The sequence below is a fragment of the Mycobacterium sp. DBP42 genome (assembly GCF_005924235.1).
Lineage (GTDB): Bacteria > Actinomycetota > Actinomycetes > Mycobacteriales > Mycobacteriaceae > Mycobacterium > Mycobacterium syngnathidarum.
Genome location: NZ_VCMY01000002.1, coordinates 16,997 through 32,673 on the forward strand (window position 1 = coordinate 16,997; position 15,677 = coordinate 32,673).

Below are 15,677 nucleotides of genomic sequence, written 5' to 3' on the forward strand. Positions count from 1 at the left end.
GCTTCGACTCGCGCCTATTTCAGGTGGACGCCGCGCCTGATGTCCGTCACGAGCAGCGGATTGGACTCGGCCATCGATTCGAGCATCTGAAGTGTCCCTTGCACTCCGTCGCCCTGTGATTGGGCGGCAGCAAGGGTGTCGGCGGTAGCGCCGACCAGTTGTACGAAGCGCAGGGGACCGAAGCCGGTATCGATCTGTGCGAGTTGCGGGTCTTCACCGAACATTCGCTCCGTACAGGGGCAGGGTGAGATCAGCGGGATCGGTCGCGCCGACAGGTTCGGACGGGCTTTCCTCGCTGCGGGTCACGGATTCCTCTGCTGGACTATTCGATTGGATGCGCTATCTGGCGCACGCTAGCACCGCCTCGGCATTGCCATGTACGCAATGCGAAATGTGTTATCAGAGCGCGTCTTCGGTCCGGATCGGGTGAGAATCCCGTCACCCCAACCAAGCTCGGCTCCGGGCAAGTCGAGCCCATCGGCATTTGCCGCCCGCCGAACTGCCGTGTTTGCGATCCGTCGCGTTTGGTTTCGTACCGCAGCAGGACCGTTCCGCACGGAAAGGCGCGGTCCTCCAACAGTCGTAGCGCGATCCATGACGGAAACCGCAGGGTGAAACTCGTCGCGGCGCCACACGAGTTCGGATAGCGGACACTATCCGAAAGTTCAGATAACGGCTACTATCTGAAATATGGTCGACGAACGAAGTGACAAGGACGCCACGCCGGCGCGGCTGACCAGGGCTGAAACGCAGGCCCGGACCCGGGCGGCGCTGCTGGAGGCAGCCGCCCAGACCTGCGCCCGTAAGGGTTATGCCGCGGCATCGGTGGATGAGATCGCCGCGGCGGCGGGATACTCGGTAGGCGCGGTCTATTCGAACTTCTCCAGCAAGGAGAAGCTGTTCTCCGAGCTGATGAACGAACGTGCCTCCGGTCGGCTCGACCAGGTGGTACAGACCATCTCCGGGAACGCCGACACAACACCGCTGAGAGCCCTGGGTCGGGTACTCGTCGAGATCGCCGACAACGACATCGAGTTCGAGGCGATCCAGGCCGAATTCTGGTTGCACGCCGTGCGTCAACCCAACTCCATGCAGACCCTGCGGGACCGCTCGGCGCACACGCTGCTCTCACTGCGCGAAATCCTGGCTGATGCGCTGGAGCGCAACAACATCGACGACAGCGTCTCCGTGGAGGGTTTCGCCGTGGTGGTTCTCGCGCTCTTCCAGGGGTTGATCCGGCAGCGGCGCATCGACCCCGATCGCGTTCCCGAGGAGCTCTTCGGTCAGGCCCTGGCCTGGCAGCTGGCCGGTATGCCCAAGAAAGACAACAAGAAGGGCAAGAGGTAGCCCCCCGATGGATCCCGTGCGCATCGGGCTCTACGCCCTGCCCGCCTTCTTCGTCCTGATGGCGGTCGAGTTCCTCAGCTATCGATTCGACAAGGCCGACTCGGGCAAGGGCGACGATTCAGCCCGGCCCCGGTCCGGCGTGTCTTGGCGGGACACCGGCACAAACCTGTCGATCTACGCGCTGGGCATCGTCGGGCGGCCGCTGGAAAAATTCATCGCCGTGCCCATGGTGGCGGTCGCCGCGGCCGTGACGCCCCTGCACCTGTCGGCATCGCATTGGTGGGTCTGGCCGTTTGCCATCGTGTTGGCCGACTTGGCCTACTACCTGCAACACCGGATGTCGCACCGCGTCCGGATGTTCTGGGCGGCGCACAACGTGCACCACTCGAGCCGGTACTTCAACCTGTCCACCGCCCTGCGCTTGTCGTGGCTGATTCCCGGATCGTTTCTGTCCACGATCGGCTTTGTCGGATTGGCACTCGTCGGCATTCCGGCCTGGCTGGTATTCGTGTCGCAATCGATCGTGCTGCTCTACCAGTTCCCGATCCACACCGAGCGCATCGACAGGCTGCCTCGCGCAATCGAGTTCGTGTTCAACACCCCGTCGCACCATCGGGTGCATCACGGCGCCAACAACCCATACCTCGACAAGAACTATGCAGGCATCTTCATCCTGTGGGACCGAATGTTCGGCACCTTCGTCGCCGAGGACGAACCCGTGCGCTACGGCCTGACGAAGAACATCGACACCCACAACCCGGTCAAGGTCAATTACCACGAATTCGTGGCCATGGTCGGCGACGTCTGGCGGGCCCGCACCTGGCGCGGCCGGCTCGGCTACCTGTTCGGCCCGCCCGGGTGGCATGAAAACAGCGATCCCACAACGACTGTCGAGCGTACGGTTCAGGAGCTGCCGGTGCAGAGCGCCATGCGCTAGCCCGTTGGCTCCCAGTCGTTGCCGCCACATGCCAGTTTGTCGCCCTTGAGTCACGCTGGTGCCATCGGAGCGATGTAGTGTGTTGCGACAAACTTCGACGTCAACCCCAAGATTGAGGCAGCGGTCGCGATGAGACTGATTCTTGAGCTGATCCGCCCCTACCGGTTGCTGGTCGCCGGAATCTTCGCGGTCCTGCTGGTGCAGATCGCCACCGGCCTGGCCGCGCCGTGGCCGCTGAAGGTCGTGCTGGACAGTGTGGTCGGCCACCACCCCTTGCCGGGGTGGCTCCACGGGATGCTGCGGCCGCTGCTCGGCGGCGACAGCAAGATGCACATCGCGGGTCTGGCGGCGATCATGGTCGTGGTCATCGCCGTGGTGGCAGCGATCGCGTCATATGTGTCCAACTACCTGACCGAAACGGTCGGCCAGCGCATCGGCAACGACCTGCGCACCCGCGCTTACCATCACCTGCAGCAGTTGTCGCTCAACTACTTCGACACCCATCGGGTCGGTCCCATCCTGAGCACGCTCACCGACGACGTCGACACCATCCAGGGCTTCGCGTCGTCCTCGACCCTGGGCATCGCGACCGACCTGCTGACCATCGTGGGCATGCTGGCGATGATGTTGTGGCTGCAGTGGGATTTCACGCTCGTCGCGCTCGCCGTCGCGCCCCTGCTGCTGTTGTTCGTGTCCCGGATCCGGAAGGCCGTCAAGGCGGCGACCCATGAAGTGCGCAAACGCGAATCGGACATCGTCGCGGTCGCCGAGGAGGGCCTGCAGTCCATCCGCGTGGTCAAGGCATTCGATCGCGAGGACATGCAGGAACGTCAGCTGGCGCTGGCCGGTCAACAGGCGGTCGACGCCGCGCTCGATGCGCGTCGCGTGAAATCGGTGGTGTCGCCGATCGTCGGCGTCGTGGTAGCGGCCTGCACCGCGCTGGTGTTGTGGCGCGGGTCGGCGCTCATCCTCGCGGGCGTGATGACGGCAGGCACGCTGACCGTGTTCATCTCTTATCTGGCGTCGTTCTTCAAACCGGTCCAGGATCTGGCCAAGCTCACCAACACCATCGCCATGGCCTCGGTCGGCGTGGATCGCGTCAACGCCCTGCTGACCGCCGAGACGTCGGTTCAGGAGAAACCCGACGCGGTCGTGCCTGAGCAGCTCACCGGAGCGATCAGCTTCGATCGGGTGGCGTTCGGCTACGACAGCCAAACCCCCGTGTTGCGTGAGGTCACCTTCGACGTGCAACCCGGTCAGCTGGTGGGCGTAGTCGGGCACACCGGGAGCGGAAAATCCAGTCTGGTCAGCCTGATTCCGCGGTTCTACGACCCGAGTGCGGGCACCGTCCGGATCGACGGGGTCGACCTGCGCGACTACAAACTCCATGAACTTCGCAGCCAGATCGCCTATGTATTGCAGGACACCGTGCTGTTCCGGGGCACCATCGGCGACAACATCGCCTTCGGCCGGCCCGAAGCCGATCACGACGAGATCGTCGAGATGGCCAAGTTGGCGAATGCGCACGAGTTCATCTCGGCAATGCCACTGGGCTATGACAGCCCGGTCGGTGAGCGGGGCCTGACCCTCTCCGGCGGTCAACGTCAGCGCATCGGCATTGCCCGTGCCCTGATCCGGGACAGCCCCATCCTCATCTTGGACGAACCGACCGCTGCGCTGGACGCGGAGTCCGAGCACCTGGTGATGTCTGCGTTGCAGCGATTGATGACCGGGCGCACGGTGATCACGATCGCCCACCGGCTCAGCACGATTCGCGACGCGGACAAGATCGTCGTGCTCGAGCAGGGCCGGGTGGTGGAGGAGGGCACCCACACCGAGCTCCTGACCGCAGACGGCAGATATGCCGAGTTGCACCGCATCCAATACGAGGACGAGACAACGTGACGCGTTCCCTGATCATCCTGCCCGACGACTCTGCCAAGCCCGTGATCGATGCGATCGCCGGCGCCGAGCGATCCGTGCGGATCAAGATGTTCGCCTTCACCCATCGGGCGCTGCTGGAGGCAGTGGTGGCTGCTCGTCGACGCGGCGTGGACGTCAAGGTCATGCTCAACCCCGAGCGCCGCGACGGGCAGACCGACAACGACGCCGTGCGAGAGACGTTGCAGCGGTACGGCATCGAGGTCCGTCAGAGCAACCCGGCATTCGACCTGACCCACGAGAAGTCCATGGTCGTCGACGACGAGTACGCCTTCGTCGAGTCGCTGAACTGGACCGAGGAGAACTTCACGGTGACGCGCGATTACGCCGTCGTCACTCCGAGTGCCTATGAGGTTGCCGAGATCATCGACTGCTTCGAAGCGGATTGGGCGCGTGAGGATTTCGATCCCGGCGGCGGGGCCCACCTGATCTGGTGCCCGACCAACGGCAGGCATCGCATCGCCGAGTTCGTCGACAGCGCCGAACACACCCTGTTCGTCCAGAACGAGCGCTATCAGGATCCGGTGATCATCGAGCGACTGGTCCGCGCCGCGCACCGGGGGGTGAAGGTCCACGTCATGGCCCGGGCGGCCCATCATCTCAAATCGGGCAAGCTGCTGGAGGGCGTGAGTGGGATGCGCATCCTCGACGACGTCGGCATCAAGATCCACCGGCTCAAGCACATGAAGCTGCACGCCAAGATGATCCTGGCCGATCACGAGCGGGCCATCGTCGGTTCGATCAATTTCTCCCCGGGCAGCTTTGACCACCGTCGCGAACTGGCCATCGAGGTGACCGATCACCACATCATCAAGCGCCTGAACGAGGTGGCTCATCACGACTGGAAACACTCTGAGCCGATGGATCTGTCGGATGAGGGACTGATCGCCGATCTGATGGGCCAGGACCCGCACGAAGTCGACCAACTCGCCCTACACGACCGCGACATCTGATGCACTAGCCAAGCCGCACAGTGGGGCTTTTTCGGCACTAGGCTGGCGGCGGGCAGTTACCGGCAACCGAGGGAGAATCACGTGACCATCCGGGTAGGCGTTAACGGCTTCGGCCGCATCGGGCGCAACTTCTACCGGGCCCTGGCGACGCAGCAGGCCGAGGGCAAGAACTCTGACATCGAGATCGTGGCGGTCAACGACCTCACCGACAACGCGACCCTGGCTCACCTGCTGAAGTTCGATTCGATTCTCGGCCGCCTGCCGCAGGACGTCAGCCTCGAAGGCGAGGACACCATCGTCATCGGTGACAAGAAGATCAAGGCCCTCGAGGTCAAGGAGGGCCCGGCGGCCCTGCCGTGGGGCGACCTCGGCGTGGACGTGGTCGTCGAATCGACGGGCATTTTCACCAAGCGCGACAAGGCACAAGGTCACCTCGATGCCGGCGCCAAGAAAGTCATCATCTCCGCACCGGCGTCCGACGAGGACATCACGATCGTGCTGGGCGTCAACGACGACAAGTACGACGGCAGCCAGAACATCATCTCCAACGCCTCCTGCACCACCAACTGCCTCGGCCCGCTGGCCAAGGTCCTCAACGACGAGTTCGGCATCGTCAAGGGCCTGATGACCACGATCCACGCCTACACCCAGGACCAGAACCTGCAGGACGGCCCGCACAAGGATCTGCGCCGCGCCCGCGCTGCCGCGCTGAACATCGTGCCGACCTCCACCGGCGCCGCCAAAGCCATCGGCCTGGTGCTGCCCGAGCTCAAGGGCAAACTGGACGGCTACGCGCTGCGCGTCCCGGTTCCCACCGGTTCGGTCACCGACCTGACTGCCGAGCTGGCCAAGCCGGCACCCGCCGAGGAGATCAACGCAGCGATGAAGGCCGCTGCCGAGGGACCGATGAAGGGCATCTTGAAGTACTACGACGCGCCGATCGTGTCGAGCGACATCGTCACCGACCCGCACAGTTCGATCTTCGACTCCGGCCTGACTAAGGTCATCGACAATCAGGCCAAGGTCGTCTCCTGGTACGACAACGAGTGGGGCTACTCCAACCGACTCGTCGATCTGGTCGCTCTCGTAGGGAAGTCGCTCTAGTAACAATGACTGTCAAGACACTCGCCGACCTGTTGGCCGAGGGCGTAGAAGGGCGCGGCGTTCTGGTCCGCTCCGACCTCAACGTCCCTCTCGATGACCAGGGGCAGATCACCGATCCCGGCCGTATCATCGCCTCGGTCCCGACCCTGTCCGCGCTGGCCGAGGCGGGGGCCAAGGTGGTCGTCACCGCGCACCTGGGCCGCCCCAAGGGTGTCCCGGACCCGAAGTTGTCGCTGGCGCCGGTCGCCGCGGCGCTGGGGGAGAAGCTGGGCCGCCACGTGCAGCTGGCCGGCGATGTCGTCGGCACCGATGCGTTGGCCCGGGCCGAGGGCCTGACCGATGGCGACGTCCTGCTGCTGGAGAACATCCGCTTCGATCCGCGAGAGACCAGTAAGGACGATGCCGAGCGGTTGGCGCTGGCCAAGGCGCTGGCTGCCCTGGTAGAGGGCGCCGACGGCTCACCGGGCGCCTTCGTCTCCGACGGGTTCGGCGTGGTCCACCGCAAGCAGGCTTCCGTCTACGACGTCGCCACCCTGCTGCCGCACTACGCCGGCACGCTGGTCGACGCCGAGGTGAAGGTGCTCGAGCAGCTCACCAGCTCGACTGAACGGCCGTATGCCGTGGTCCTCGGCGGGTCCAAGGTCTCGGACAAGCTCGCGGTGATCGAGAACCTTGCCACCAAGGCTGACAGCCTCATCATCGGCGGCGGCATGTGCTTCACCTTCCTTGCCTCTCAAGGGGTTTCGGTTGGAACCTCGCTGTTGCAGGAGGAGATGATCGACACCTGCAAGCGACTGCTGGACACCTACGCCGACGTGATCCACCTTCCGGTGGACATCGTGGTAGCCGACAAGTTCGCCGCCGACGCCGAGCCGGAGACCGTGGCCTCGGACCGCATCCCCGACGGCAAGATGGGTCTGGACATCGGTCCGGAGTCGGTGAAGCGTTTCACCGCTCTGCTGTCCAACGCCAAGACCGTGTTCTGGAACGGCCCGATGGGCGTGTTCGAGTTCCCGGCGTTCGCGGCGGGCACCAAGGGAGTGGCCGAGGCCATCATCGGCGCCACCGAGAAGGGCGCTTTCAGCGTCGTCGGTGGTGGGGATTCAGCGGCCGCGGTGCGCCAGCTGGGCCTGGCCGAGGACGGTTTCTCGCACATCTCGACCGGCGGCGGCGCGTCGCTGGAATACCTTGAGGGCAAAACCCTGCCCGGCATCGAAGTACTGGAGTCGTAGAAACCATGTCGAAAGCCGCACGCAAGCCTTTGATCGCCGGCAACTGGAAGATGAACCTCAATCATTTCGAGGCCATCGCGCTGGTGCAGAAGATCGCATTCGCCTTGCCGGACAAGTACTTCGACAAAGTGGATGTCACGGTCATTCCGCCGTTCACCGATCTGCGCAGTGTGCAGACGCTGGTCGACGGGGACAAGCTGCGTCTGACCTACGGGGCGCAGGATCTGTCACAGCACGACTCGGGCGCCTACACCGGTGACATCAGCGGGGCGTTCCTGGCGAAGCTCGGCTGCAGCTTCGTGGTCGTGGGGCACTCCGAGCGGCGTACGTACCACCACGAGGACGATGCAGTGGTGGCCGCCAAAGCCGCCGCCGCGTTCAAGCACGGCATCACCCCGATCATCTGCATCGGCGAGCAGCTCGAGGTGCGCGAGGCGGGCAACCACGTCGAGTACAACGTGAACTCGCTGCGCGGGTCTCTGGCCGGTCTGAGCAAGGAGCAGATCGGTCAGGCCGTCATCGCCTACGAGCCGGTGTGGGCCATCGGGACGGGCCGGGTGGCCAGTGCGGCCGACGCCCAGGAGGTCTGTGGAGCCATCCGCAAGGAGATCGCAGCATTGGCGTCTGCTGAGCTCGCGGCCGGAGTCCGGGTGCTCTACGGCGGTTCGGTCAATGCCAAGAACGTGGGTGAGATCGTGGCGCAGACCGACGTCGACGGGGCGCTCGTCGGTGGCGCGTCGCTGGACGGCGAGCAGTTCGCCACCCTGTCCGCCATCGCCGCGGGCGGACCGCTGCCGTAACCCGGGAGCCTGGGCCGGACACCGCACCCGGTAGTCTTACAGCCATGGAATTGGCTCTGCAGATCACTCTGGTCGTGACCAGCGTGCTGGTCGTGCTCTTGGTGCTGCTGCATCGCGCCAAAGGTGGCGGTCTGTCCACCCTGTTCGGTGGCGGTGTCCAGTCCAGCCTGTCCGGCTCCACCGTGGTCGAGAAGAACCTCGACCGCCTGACGCTGTTCGTGACCGGTATCTGGCTGGTCTCGATCGTCGGCGTTGCGCTGCTGATCAAGTACAGCTAGCGCTGGGTTGACCGGCCCGTACCCTCCACCGGGCGGTGTGATCGCCGTCACCGCCCGGTTTCTTCGCGTTGCCGCACCGTTCGGGCGCCCTGCTCCGCGGCTGACCCTGAACGGACATGTCGTTCCGTCTGCCGGATGGGGTCGGACCGAGCTCCCGGTCCTGCCCGGCAGGCACTACCTGCACGTCGAGATTCCGCCGCGCTGGTTCGGATCCGTGCGCGGTCTTGCCGACACCGTGGTCGACGTGTCTCCGGGCTGCATCGTCGAACTCGAATACCTGGCGCCGCTGGCCGAACCGATACTGCGAGGCCTCGCCAGCCCGCGTGGGGCACTCGGGCCCGTGCCGCAGAATTATCCCGGCGTTGTGAATTACGCCGCAGCATTGTTCATCGTGGGGTTCTTGGCGGTGGTCTTCAGCCCTGCGCTGCTGTTCTGGCTGATGGGTCTCTGAGGGCGCCGTGCGGTGCGCCGCGGCTGCACCGATACTGGGGGCATGGCTGACGGTCTCGACACCGCACTCGATCCGATCGGCGCGGTTCAGCGCACCTCGGTAGGCCGTGAGGCCACCGAGCCGATGCGCGAGGACATCCGGCTGCTCGGCACGATTCTCGGCGACACCGTGCGCGAGCAGAACGGCGCGGAGGTCTTCGACCTGGTGGAGCGGGCGCGTGTGGAATCCTTCCGCGTTCGTCGCTCCGAGATCGACCGGGGCGAGCTGGCCGCTCTGTTCTCCGGCATCGATGTCCATCAGGCCATCCCCGTCATCCGGGCATTCACCCACTTCGCTCTGCTGGCCAATGTGGCCGAGGACATCCACCGGGAGCGGCGCCGGGCGGTGCATGAGGCGGCCGGCGAACCGCCACAGGACAGCAGCCTGGCTGCGACGTATCTCAAGCTGGACGCGGCCGGTTTGGACGGCAGCGGCGTCGCCGATGCACTTGCGGGCGCCCTGGTCTCGCCCGTCGTCACCGCGCACCCCACCGAGACTCGGCGCCGCACCGTGTTCGACACCCAGCATCGGGTGACGGAGTTGATGAGGCTGCGCCTGCACGGGCAGACCCGCACGGCCGAGGGGCGCGACATCGACATCGAGTTGCGCCGCCACATCCTCACGTTGTGGCAGACCGCCCTCGTACGGTTGTCCCGGCTGAAGATCTCCGACGAGATCGAAACCGGTCTGCGGTACTACCCGGCCGCGTTCTTCGAGGTCATTCCACAGGTCAACGCCGAAGTGCGCACCGCGTTGCGGGCCCGCTGGCCCGAAGTGGACCTGCTGGCGCAGCCGATCCTGCGGCCGGGGAGCTGGATCGGCGGGGACCGCGACGGAAACCCCAACGTCGATGCCGGCGTGGTCCGGCTGGCCACCGGACGAGCCGCCTACGTCGCCTTCGCGCACTACTTCACCGAGATGACCGCGTTGGAAGAAGAGCTGTCGATGTCGGCCCGGCTGGTCACCGTCAGCGACGATCTCAACGCGCTGGCCGACGCCTGTCACGAGCCGGCGCGTGCGGACGAACCGTACCGGCGGGCACTGCGAGTGATCCATGCCCGGTTGACCGCCGCCGGCCGCGAAATCCTCGACGAGCAACCCGAACACGAACTCGACCTGGGCCTTGAGGCTTACCGTACCCCGCAGGAGTTTCTGGCCGACCTCGATGCGGTGGACGCCTCGCTGCGCGGCAACGGCAGCGCGGTGCTCGCCGACGATCGGCTGGGCCGGCTGCGAGAAGCGGTGCGGGTCTTCGGTTTCCACCTGTGTGGCCTGGACATGCGGCAGAACTCCGAGGTACATGAGCAGGTGGTCGCCGAACTGTTGGCCTGGGCCGGGGTGCATCCCGACTATGCCTCGCTACCCGAATCGCAACGGGTCGAATTGCTCGCGGGGGAAATCTCGACCCGCCGCCCGTTGATCGGTGAGGGCGCGGAGCTCTCGGAGCTGGCGCGCAAAGAACTGGACATCGTCGGTGCCGCAGCGCGGGCGGTCAACGTTTTCGGTGCTCAGGCCGTACCCAACTACATCATCTCGATGTGCCAATCGGTGTCGGATCTGCTCGAAGCGGCCATCCTCTTGAAAGAGGCGGGCTTGCTGGATGTTTCGGGTGCCGCTCACGGCGGCGAGGTGTATGCGCCGGTCGGGATCGTGCCGCTGTTCGAAACCATCGACGATCTGCAGCGGGGGTCGACGATCCTGCAGGACGCCCTCGCCTTGCCCGTCTACGGCAGCATCGTCTCCGCCCGCGGTCGGCATCAGGAAGTGATGCTGGGGTATTCGGACTCCAACAAGGACGGCGGCTACCTCGCGGCGAACTGGGCGTTGTATCGAGCCGAGTTGGAGCTGGTCGACGCCGCGCACACCACCGGGATCCGGTTGCGCCTGTTCCACGGCCGGGGCGGCACCGTGGGCCGTGGCGGCGGCCCCAGCTACGACGCGATCCTGGCCCAGCCGCCCGGTGCGGTGAAGGGCTCGCTGCGGATCACCGAACAGGGCGAGGTGATCGCGGCGAAGTACGCGGAGCCCCGGATCGCACACCGCAACCTGGAGGCACTGCTGGCCGCGACGCTGGAATCCACGCTCCTCGATGTCGAAGGGCTCGGAGACGAGGCCGAGCCGGCCTATCGGGTGCTCGATGAGCTGGCCGCCCTGGCGCAGCGGTCCTATTCCGAATTGGTTCACGAGACACCGGGATTCGTCGAGTACTTCAAGACGTCGACACCGGTCGGCGAGATCGGTGCGCTCAACATCGGCAGCCGTCCCAGCTCACGCAAGCCGACCACGTCGATAGCTGATCTGCGGGCCATCCCATGGGTGCTGGCCTGGAGCCAGTCCCGGGTGATGCTGCCCGGCTGGTATGGCACCGGTACCGCGTTCGAACAGTGGATCGGCCAGGACGACGGCCGGGTTGCGGTGTTGCAGGACCTCTACGAGCGATGGCCGTTCTTCCGCACCGTGCTCTCGAACATGGCGCAGGTGCTGGCCAAGTCGGATATGGGTCTGGCGGCACGTTACTCCGAGTTGGTCGACGACGAGGAACTGCGGGCTCGGGTGTTCGACAAGATCGTCGCCGAACACGATCGCACCATCGCGATGTACAAGCTGATCACCGGCCAGGACGACCTGCTGGCCGACAACCCGGCATTGGCCCGCTCCGTGTTCAACCGGTTCCCCTACCTCGAACCGTTGAATCACCTCCAGGTCGAGCTGCTGCGTCGCTATCGCGCGGGAGACTCTGACGAACTGATCCAGCGCGGAATCCTGCTCACCATGAGCGGTTTGGCGACAGCGCTGCGCAACAGCGGCTGAAGTCCCGTCCTACAGGCCCGCGCCCTTGCGCACCCGGTTGATCATTCCGCGCACTGCGCTCTCGGTAGCGGCCAGCGGCGACATCACCGCCTCGCCGATCCCGACGATGACCTCGACGCGCTCCACGATCGACTCCAGACGGTCGACCATGGCGATGAGGCGGGGCGCGAGCTCATCGATACGGGTGATGGTCTCGTTGAACCGGTCCAGGGTGACATCCAGCCCGCCGGTCGACTTGTTGAGATCGACCAGCGTGGTGCTCAGGTCGGTGAGCAGGGTATCGACCTGCTCCACCGTCATGTCGGCGTTGAGCGCAGCCTGGGTCAAGGTCCGGATTCTCTGCCGCCCGGAGTTTGGGCGGTTGCGGCCGTCACCTTTGTCTGCCATGCCGAACAGTATGGCCGCTGGGGAACCGAACGCCGAGTAACGGCGTCTGAATCTTTGTGCGGCTTTATTGCGAATCACGCCCCAGGCCGGTCACGGCGGCGGGCCGGGTGACACCCAACCACGAGGTGGCCGACTATCTGGCCGGCTACGCCGAAGCGTTGGCGGATGCCACAGGCGAGCGGTACGGAGATGGCCCCGACGACCAGTTGTGGTGACCCGGGACGCTCAGAGCTTGCCGGCGGCAGCCTCGTCGAGCAGCCACACCGTCTTCTCCTGCCCGATGGCTCCGGCGGCCGGGATGTCGATCGGATCGGCACCGCCGATCGCGGCCGCGACCGCATCGGCCTTCGCCTCGCCGGAGACCACCAGCCAGACTTCGCGGGATCGGCGAATCGCGGGCAGGGTGAGGCTGATTCGGCGCGGCGGTGGCTTGGGAGAATCGGTGACCGCGACCACCAACCGGGTGGCCTCCCGCACCGCCGGGGTGTGGGGGAACAACGAATTGATGTGCCCCTCACCGCCCATGCCCAGCAGGTGCACATCGAACTGGCCGGGCAGCTGCTGTTCGTACGCGGCGGCGGCATCGTCTATGGCATCGCCGAATTCGCCGTCACTGGTCGCCATTCGATGCACATTCCCCGGCGGGATGTTGATGCCTTCCAGCAGCGCGTCGTGGGCCTGCTGATCGTTGCGTTCGGCGTCGCCCTGGGGGACGAAGCGGTCGTCACCCCAGTACAGCCGCACATTGGACCATTCGATCTCGGCGCCGGCCACGTGACGCAGCAAGGCGATCCCGACGGTGCCGCCGGTGAGCACGATGTCCGCGCCGCCGCGGGTGGCGATCGCCGAGGTGATCGCCCCGACCAGCCGTGCTCCCGCCGCAGCCGCCAATTCTTCTGCGCCGGCGTAGGTCTCGATGATGCGCTCAGACATAAGTCACCTTGTCGATGCCCTGGAGGGCGTCGTAGTAGATTTCGTCGGGGTCGAGACGGCGCAGATCCTCGGCCAGGCACTCCTTTGCCTCGCGGCGGGCCAGCGGCACCAGCGCATCCGGCTTGCCGGTGCGGCTCAATGTGGCGGTGACACCTGTCTGCGGTCGAACCAGGCTCACGGTCTCGCTCGGCCGGGTGAGTTCGACCTTCAATTCGCCGACCGCGCGGGTCACCGGTCCGTCGATCCGGCTCGCCAGCCAGCCGGCCAGGATGTCGAGCGCCGGTTCGTCCCCCAGCCCGGACACCAGCGCCGAGGTGATGGGTTCGTACGGTGGCTGATCGATCGCCGCGGCCAGCAACGCGCGCCAGTAGGTGACGCGGCTCCAGGCCAGGTCGGTGTCACCGGCGGTATAGCCGTTGAGCCGGCTCTTGATGCAGGCGAGGGGATCAATACCGTTGGTGGCATCGGTGATCCGGCGAATTGCCAACTTGCCCAGCGGGTCCTGAGCCGGCACCGCGGGTGCGAGATCGGGCCACCAGGTCACCACCGGCGTATCGGGGAGCAGAAACGGCGTCACCACGCTGCTGGCATGGTTGGCCAGCGGGCCCGACAACCGCAGTACCACGACCTCGTTGGCGCCGGCGTCGCGGCCCACCCGCAACTGGGCGTCCAGCCGCGCCTCGGTGGTCAACCTGTCGCCGGGAATGACCACGATCACGCGACAGGGATGCTCACGGCTGGCCGCGTTGGCCGCATCGATCGACTCCTCGAGCATCGCTTCGGAATCGGTGGAGATCACCAGCGTCAGCACCCGGCCGAGGGTGATCGCGCCGCCCTCTTCACGCATCGCGACGATCTTCTTGTTGATCGCGCCGGTATTGGTGTCGGGCAGATCGACAATCACGGTCGCCTCCATTCCCGCCCGGACCGGCGCAGCATCTCGAACGCGGAGTCAGGACCCCACGTCCCGGACTCGTACGGATCGGGCTTACCGTGCGTGGCCCAGTACTCCAACGCGGGATCCAGTATCTTCCAAGACAATTCAACCTCGGCGTTGACCGGGAACAGCGATGGCTCACCCAGCAGCACGTCGAGGATGAGACGCTCGTAGGCTTCCGGTGACTCCTCGGCGAAGGCCGAGCCGTAGGAGAAGTCCATGCTGACATCTCGGACTTCCATGATGTGCCCCGGAACCTTCGAACCGAACCGCAGGGTGATTCCCTCGTCCGGCTGGACCCGGATCACCAGGGCGTTCTGGCCGAGCTCATCGGTCATCGTGGCGTCGAAGGGTAGATGCGGTGCGCGCTTGAACACCAAGGCGATCTCGGTGACCCTGCGGCCCAAGCGTTTTCCGGTACGCAGATAGAACGGCACGCCGGCCCAGCGGCGGGTGTCCACTTCCAGGGTGATGGCTGCGAACGTCTCGGTGGTGGAGGTCTTGGAGAAACCTTCTTCGTCCAACAGTCCGACGACCTTCTCGCCACCCTGCCAGCCGCCGACGTACTGCCCGCGGGAGGTGGTCTCGTCCAGCGGCTCGGCAAGCCGGGTCGCCGAGAGCACCTTGATCTTCTCGGCCTGTAGTTCAGCGGGGGAGAAGCTCACCGGCTCTTCCATCGCCGTAAGGGCCAGCAACTGCAGCAGGTGGTTCTGGATGACATCACGCGCAGCGCCGACCCCGTCGTAGTAGCCGCCGCGCCCGCCGAGTCCGATGTCCTCGGCCATCGTGATCTGCACGCTGTCGACGTAATGCGAGTTCAACACCGGCTCGAACAGCTCGTTGGCGAAGCGCAGCGCCAGGATGTTCTGGACCGTCTCCTTGCCCAGGTAGTGGTCGATGCGGAACACCGATGACTCCGGGAACACACTGTTGACGACGCCGTTGAGCTCCTCGGCGCTCTTGAGGTCGTGGCCGAACGGCTTCTCGATGACCACCCGGCTCCAGCTGCCCTCCGGCTTGTCCGCCAGCCCAGATTTGGACAATTGCTCGCACACCTGGGGGAACGACTTCGGGGGGATGGACAGATAGAAGGCGTGATTGCCGCTGGTGCCGCGCTCGACATCGAGTTTGTGCAGGGTGTCTTTGAGGTGCTCGAACGAGGCGTCATCATCGAAAGTGCCCTGCACGAACCGGAATCCCTCGGCCAAGCGGTCCCAGACCTCCTGGCGGAAAGGGGTGCGCGCGTGCTGCTTGACCGCGTCGTAGACGATCTTGCCGAAATCCTCGTCGGCCCAGTCGCGGCGGGCGAAACCGACCAACGCGAAGCTGGGCGGTAACAGGCCGCGGTTGGCCAGGTCGTAGATGGCCGGCATCAGCTTTTTGCGGGCCAGGTCTCCGGTCACGCCGAAGATCACCACCGCGCACGGCCCCGCGATGCGGGGCATGCGCTTGTCGCGCTTGTCCCGCAGCGGGTTACGCCAGGCGGTCGTGTCGGCGCTGGCCGCGCTCATCGCTGCCCCCGGCTCT

Annotated in this window: 15 protein-coding genes and 1 pseudogene; 10 read left to right on the top strand and 6 right to left on the bottom strand. The window is 65.5% G+C overall.

Annotated features, from left to right (window positions below; translation table 11 throughout):
- Positions 1-14: 14 nt before the first annotated feature.
- Positions 15-275, bottom strand: coding sequence for a suppressor of fused domain protein (locus tag E0T84_RS02575; protein WP_318263337.1), 261 nt, complete (start codon positions 273-275; stop codon positions 15-17).
- Positions 276-517: 242 nt separating this feature from the next.
- Positions 518-607 (bottom strand): annotated as a pseudogene (locus tag E0T84_RS32170) (dihydrofolate reductase); the annotation flags it as partial.
- An 83-nt stretch (positions 608-690) separates the two neighbouring features.
- On the opposite strand from E0T84_RS32170, the gene E0T84_RS02585 reads away from it, so the two are divergent.
- The 10 genes from E0T84_RS02585 (at position 691) to ppc (ending at position 11,893) form a co-directional block, all read left to right on the top strand.
- Complete coding sequence (locus E0T84_RS02585) at positions 691-1,347, top strand: TetR/AcrR family transcriptional regulator (protein ID WP_070185967.1); 657 nt, start codon at positions 691-693, stop codon at positions 1,345-1,347.
- Positions 1,348-1,354: 7 nt separating this feature from the next.
- Positions 1,355-2,284 (top strand): sterol desaturase family protein, encoded by a 930-nt coding sequence (locus E0T84_RS02590; RefSeq protein ID WP_070943666.1) that lies wholly within the window; start codon positions 1,355-1,357, stop codon positions 2,282-2,284.
- A gap of 129 nt (positions 2,285-2,413) precedes the next feature.
- Complete coding sequence (locus tag E0T84_RS02595) at positions 2,414-4,189, top strand: ABC transporter ATP-binding protein (protein WP_070185969.1); 1,776 nt, start codon at positions 2,414-2,416, stop codon at positions 4,187-4,189.
- A complete protein-coding gene (locus E0T84_RS02600) occupies positions 4,186-5,178 on the top strand; it encodes a phospholipase D-like domain-containing protein (RefSeq protein ID WP_070185970.1) in 993 nt (330 codons plus the stop codon). Before E0T84_RS02595 ends, E0T84_RS02600 begins: the two co-directional genes overlap by 4 nt.
- A gap of 81 nt (positions 5,179-5,259) precedes the next feature.
- Positions 5,260-6,282: a type I glyceraldehyde-3-phosphate dehydrogenase gene (gene gap, locus E0T84_RS02605; RefSeq protein ID WP_070185971.1), complete on the top strand. Its 1,023-nt coding sequence runs from the start codon at positions 5,260-5,262 to the stop codon at positions 6,280-6,282.
- A 5-nt stretch (positions 6,283-6,287) separates the two neighbouring features.
- A complete protein-coding gene (pgk, locus tag E0T84_RS02610; protein ID WP_070185972.1) occupies positions 6,288-7,514 on the top strand; it encodes a phosphoglycerate kinase in 1,227 nt (408 codons plus the stop codon).
- 5 nt (positions 7,515-7,519) lie between these two features.
- Positions 7,520-8,314 (top strand): triose-phosphate isomerase, encoded by a 795-nt coding sequence (tpiA, locus tag E0T84_RS02615; protein ID WP_070185973.1) that lies wholly within the window; start codon positions 7,520-7,522, stop codon positions 8,312-8,314.
- A gap of 44 nt (positions 8,315-8,358) precedes the next feature.
- The gene (secG, locus tag E0T84_RS02620) at positions 8,359-8,592 is read left to right on the top strand and encodes a preprotein translocase subunit SecG (protein ID WP_019348649.1); all 234 of its coding nucleotides are present in this window, start codon (positions 8,359-8,361) and stop codon (positions 8,590-8,592) included.
- Between the two features lie 37 nt (positions 8,593-8,629).
- Positions 8,630-9,043 carry a hypothetical protein gene (locus E0T84_RS02625; RefSeq protein WP_110764963.1) on the top strand — a complete coding sequence of 138 codons (414 nt, stop codon included), beginning with the start codon at positions 8,630-8,632 and terminating at the stop codon, positions 9,041-9,043.
- 42 nt (positions 9,044-9,085) lie between these two features.
- On the top strand, positions 9,086-11,893 hold the full coding sequence (gene ppc / locus E0T84_RS02630) for a phosphoenolpyruvate carboxylase (protein ID WP_070943667.1): 2,808 nt from the start codon (positions 9,086-9,088) through the stop codon (positions 11,891-11,893).
- Between the two features lie 9 nt (positions 11,894-11,902).
- Here the strand turns inward: ppc and E0T84_RS02635 are convergent, their stop codons facing one another.
- The 4 genes from E0T84_RS02635 to zwf form a co-directional block, all read right to left on the bottom strand.
- Positions 11,903-12,280, bottom strand: coding sequence for an ATPase (locus tag E0T84_RS02635; protein WP_070185975.1), 378 nt, complete (start codon positions 12,278-12,280; stop codon positions 11,903-11,905).
- Positions 12,281-12,505: 225 nt separating this feature from the next.
- Positions 12,506-13,213, bottom strand: a complete 708-nt coding sequence (gene pgl / locus E0T84_RS02640) for a 6-phosphogluconolactonase (RefSeq protein WP_070185976.1) — start codon at positions 13,211-13,213, stop codon at positions 12,506-12,508.
- The gene (opcA, locus tag E0T84_RS02645) at positions 13,206-14,117 is read right to left on the bottom strand and encodes a glucose-6-phosphate dehydrogenase assembly protein OpcA (protein ID WP_070186034.1); all 912 of its coding nucleotides are present in this window, start codon (positions 14,115-14,117) and stop codon (positions 13,206-13,208) included. The genes pgl and opcA overlap by 8 nt, the downstream gene beginning before the upstream one ends.
- Entirely contained in the window at positions 14,114-15,661 is a 1,548-nt protein-coding gene (gene zwf, locus E0T84_RS02650; RefSeq protein WP_070185977.1) for a glucose-6-phosphate dehydrogenase, read from the bottom strand. Before zwf ends, opcA begins: the two co-directional genes overlap by 4 nt.
- Positions 15,662-15,677: the final 16 nt, after the last annotated feature.

Excerpts from the sequence above, each read along its gene's own strand:
- E0T84_RS02585 (WP_070185967.1), top strand. The coding sequence starts at position 691 with ATGGTCGACGAACGAAGTGACAAGGACGCCACGCCGGCGCGGCTGACC.
- E0T84_RS02590 (WP_070943666.1), top strand. The coding sequence starts at position 1,355 with ATGGATCCCGTGCGCATCGGGCTCTACGCCCTGCCCGCCTTCTTCGTC.
- E0T84_RS02595 (WP_070185969.1), top strand. The coding sequence starts at position 2,414 with ATGAGACTGATTCTTGAGCTGATCCGCCCCTACCGGTTGCTGGTCGCC.
- pgk (WP_070185972.1), top strand. The coding sequence starts at position 6,288 with ATGACTGTCAAGACACTCGCCGACCTGTTGGCCGAGGGCGTAGAAGGG.
- tpiA (WP_070185973.1), top strand. The coding sequence starts at position 7,520 with ATGTCGAAAGCCGCACGCAAGCCTTTGATCGCCGGCAACTGGAAGATG.
- secG (WP_019348649.1), top strand. The coding sequence starts at position 8,359 with ATGGAATTGGCTCTGCAGATCACTCTGGTCGTGACCAGCGTGCTGGTC.
- ppc (WP_070943667.1), top strand. The coding sequence starts at position 9,086 with ATGGCTGACGGTCTCGACACCGCACTCGATCCGATCGGCGCGGTTCAG.
- E0T84_RS02635 (WP_070185975.1), bottom strand. The coding sequence starts at position 12,280 with ATGGCAGACAAAGGTGACGGCCGCAACCGCCCAAACTCCGGGCGGCAG.
- pgl (WP_070185976.1), bottom strand. The coding sequence starts at position 13,213 with ATGTCTGAGCGCATCATCGAGACCTACGCCGGCGCAGAAGAATTGGCG.
- zwf (WP_070185977.1), bottom strand. The coding sequence starts at position 15,661 with ATGAGCGCGGCCAGCGCCGACACGACCGCCTGGCGTAACCCGCTGCGG.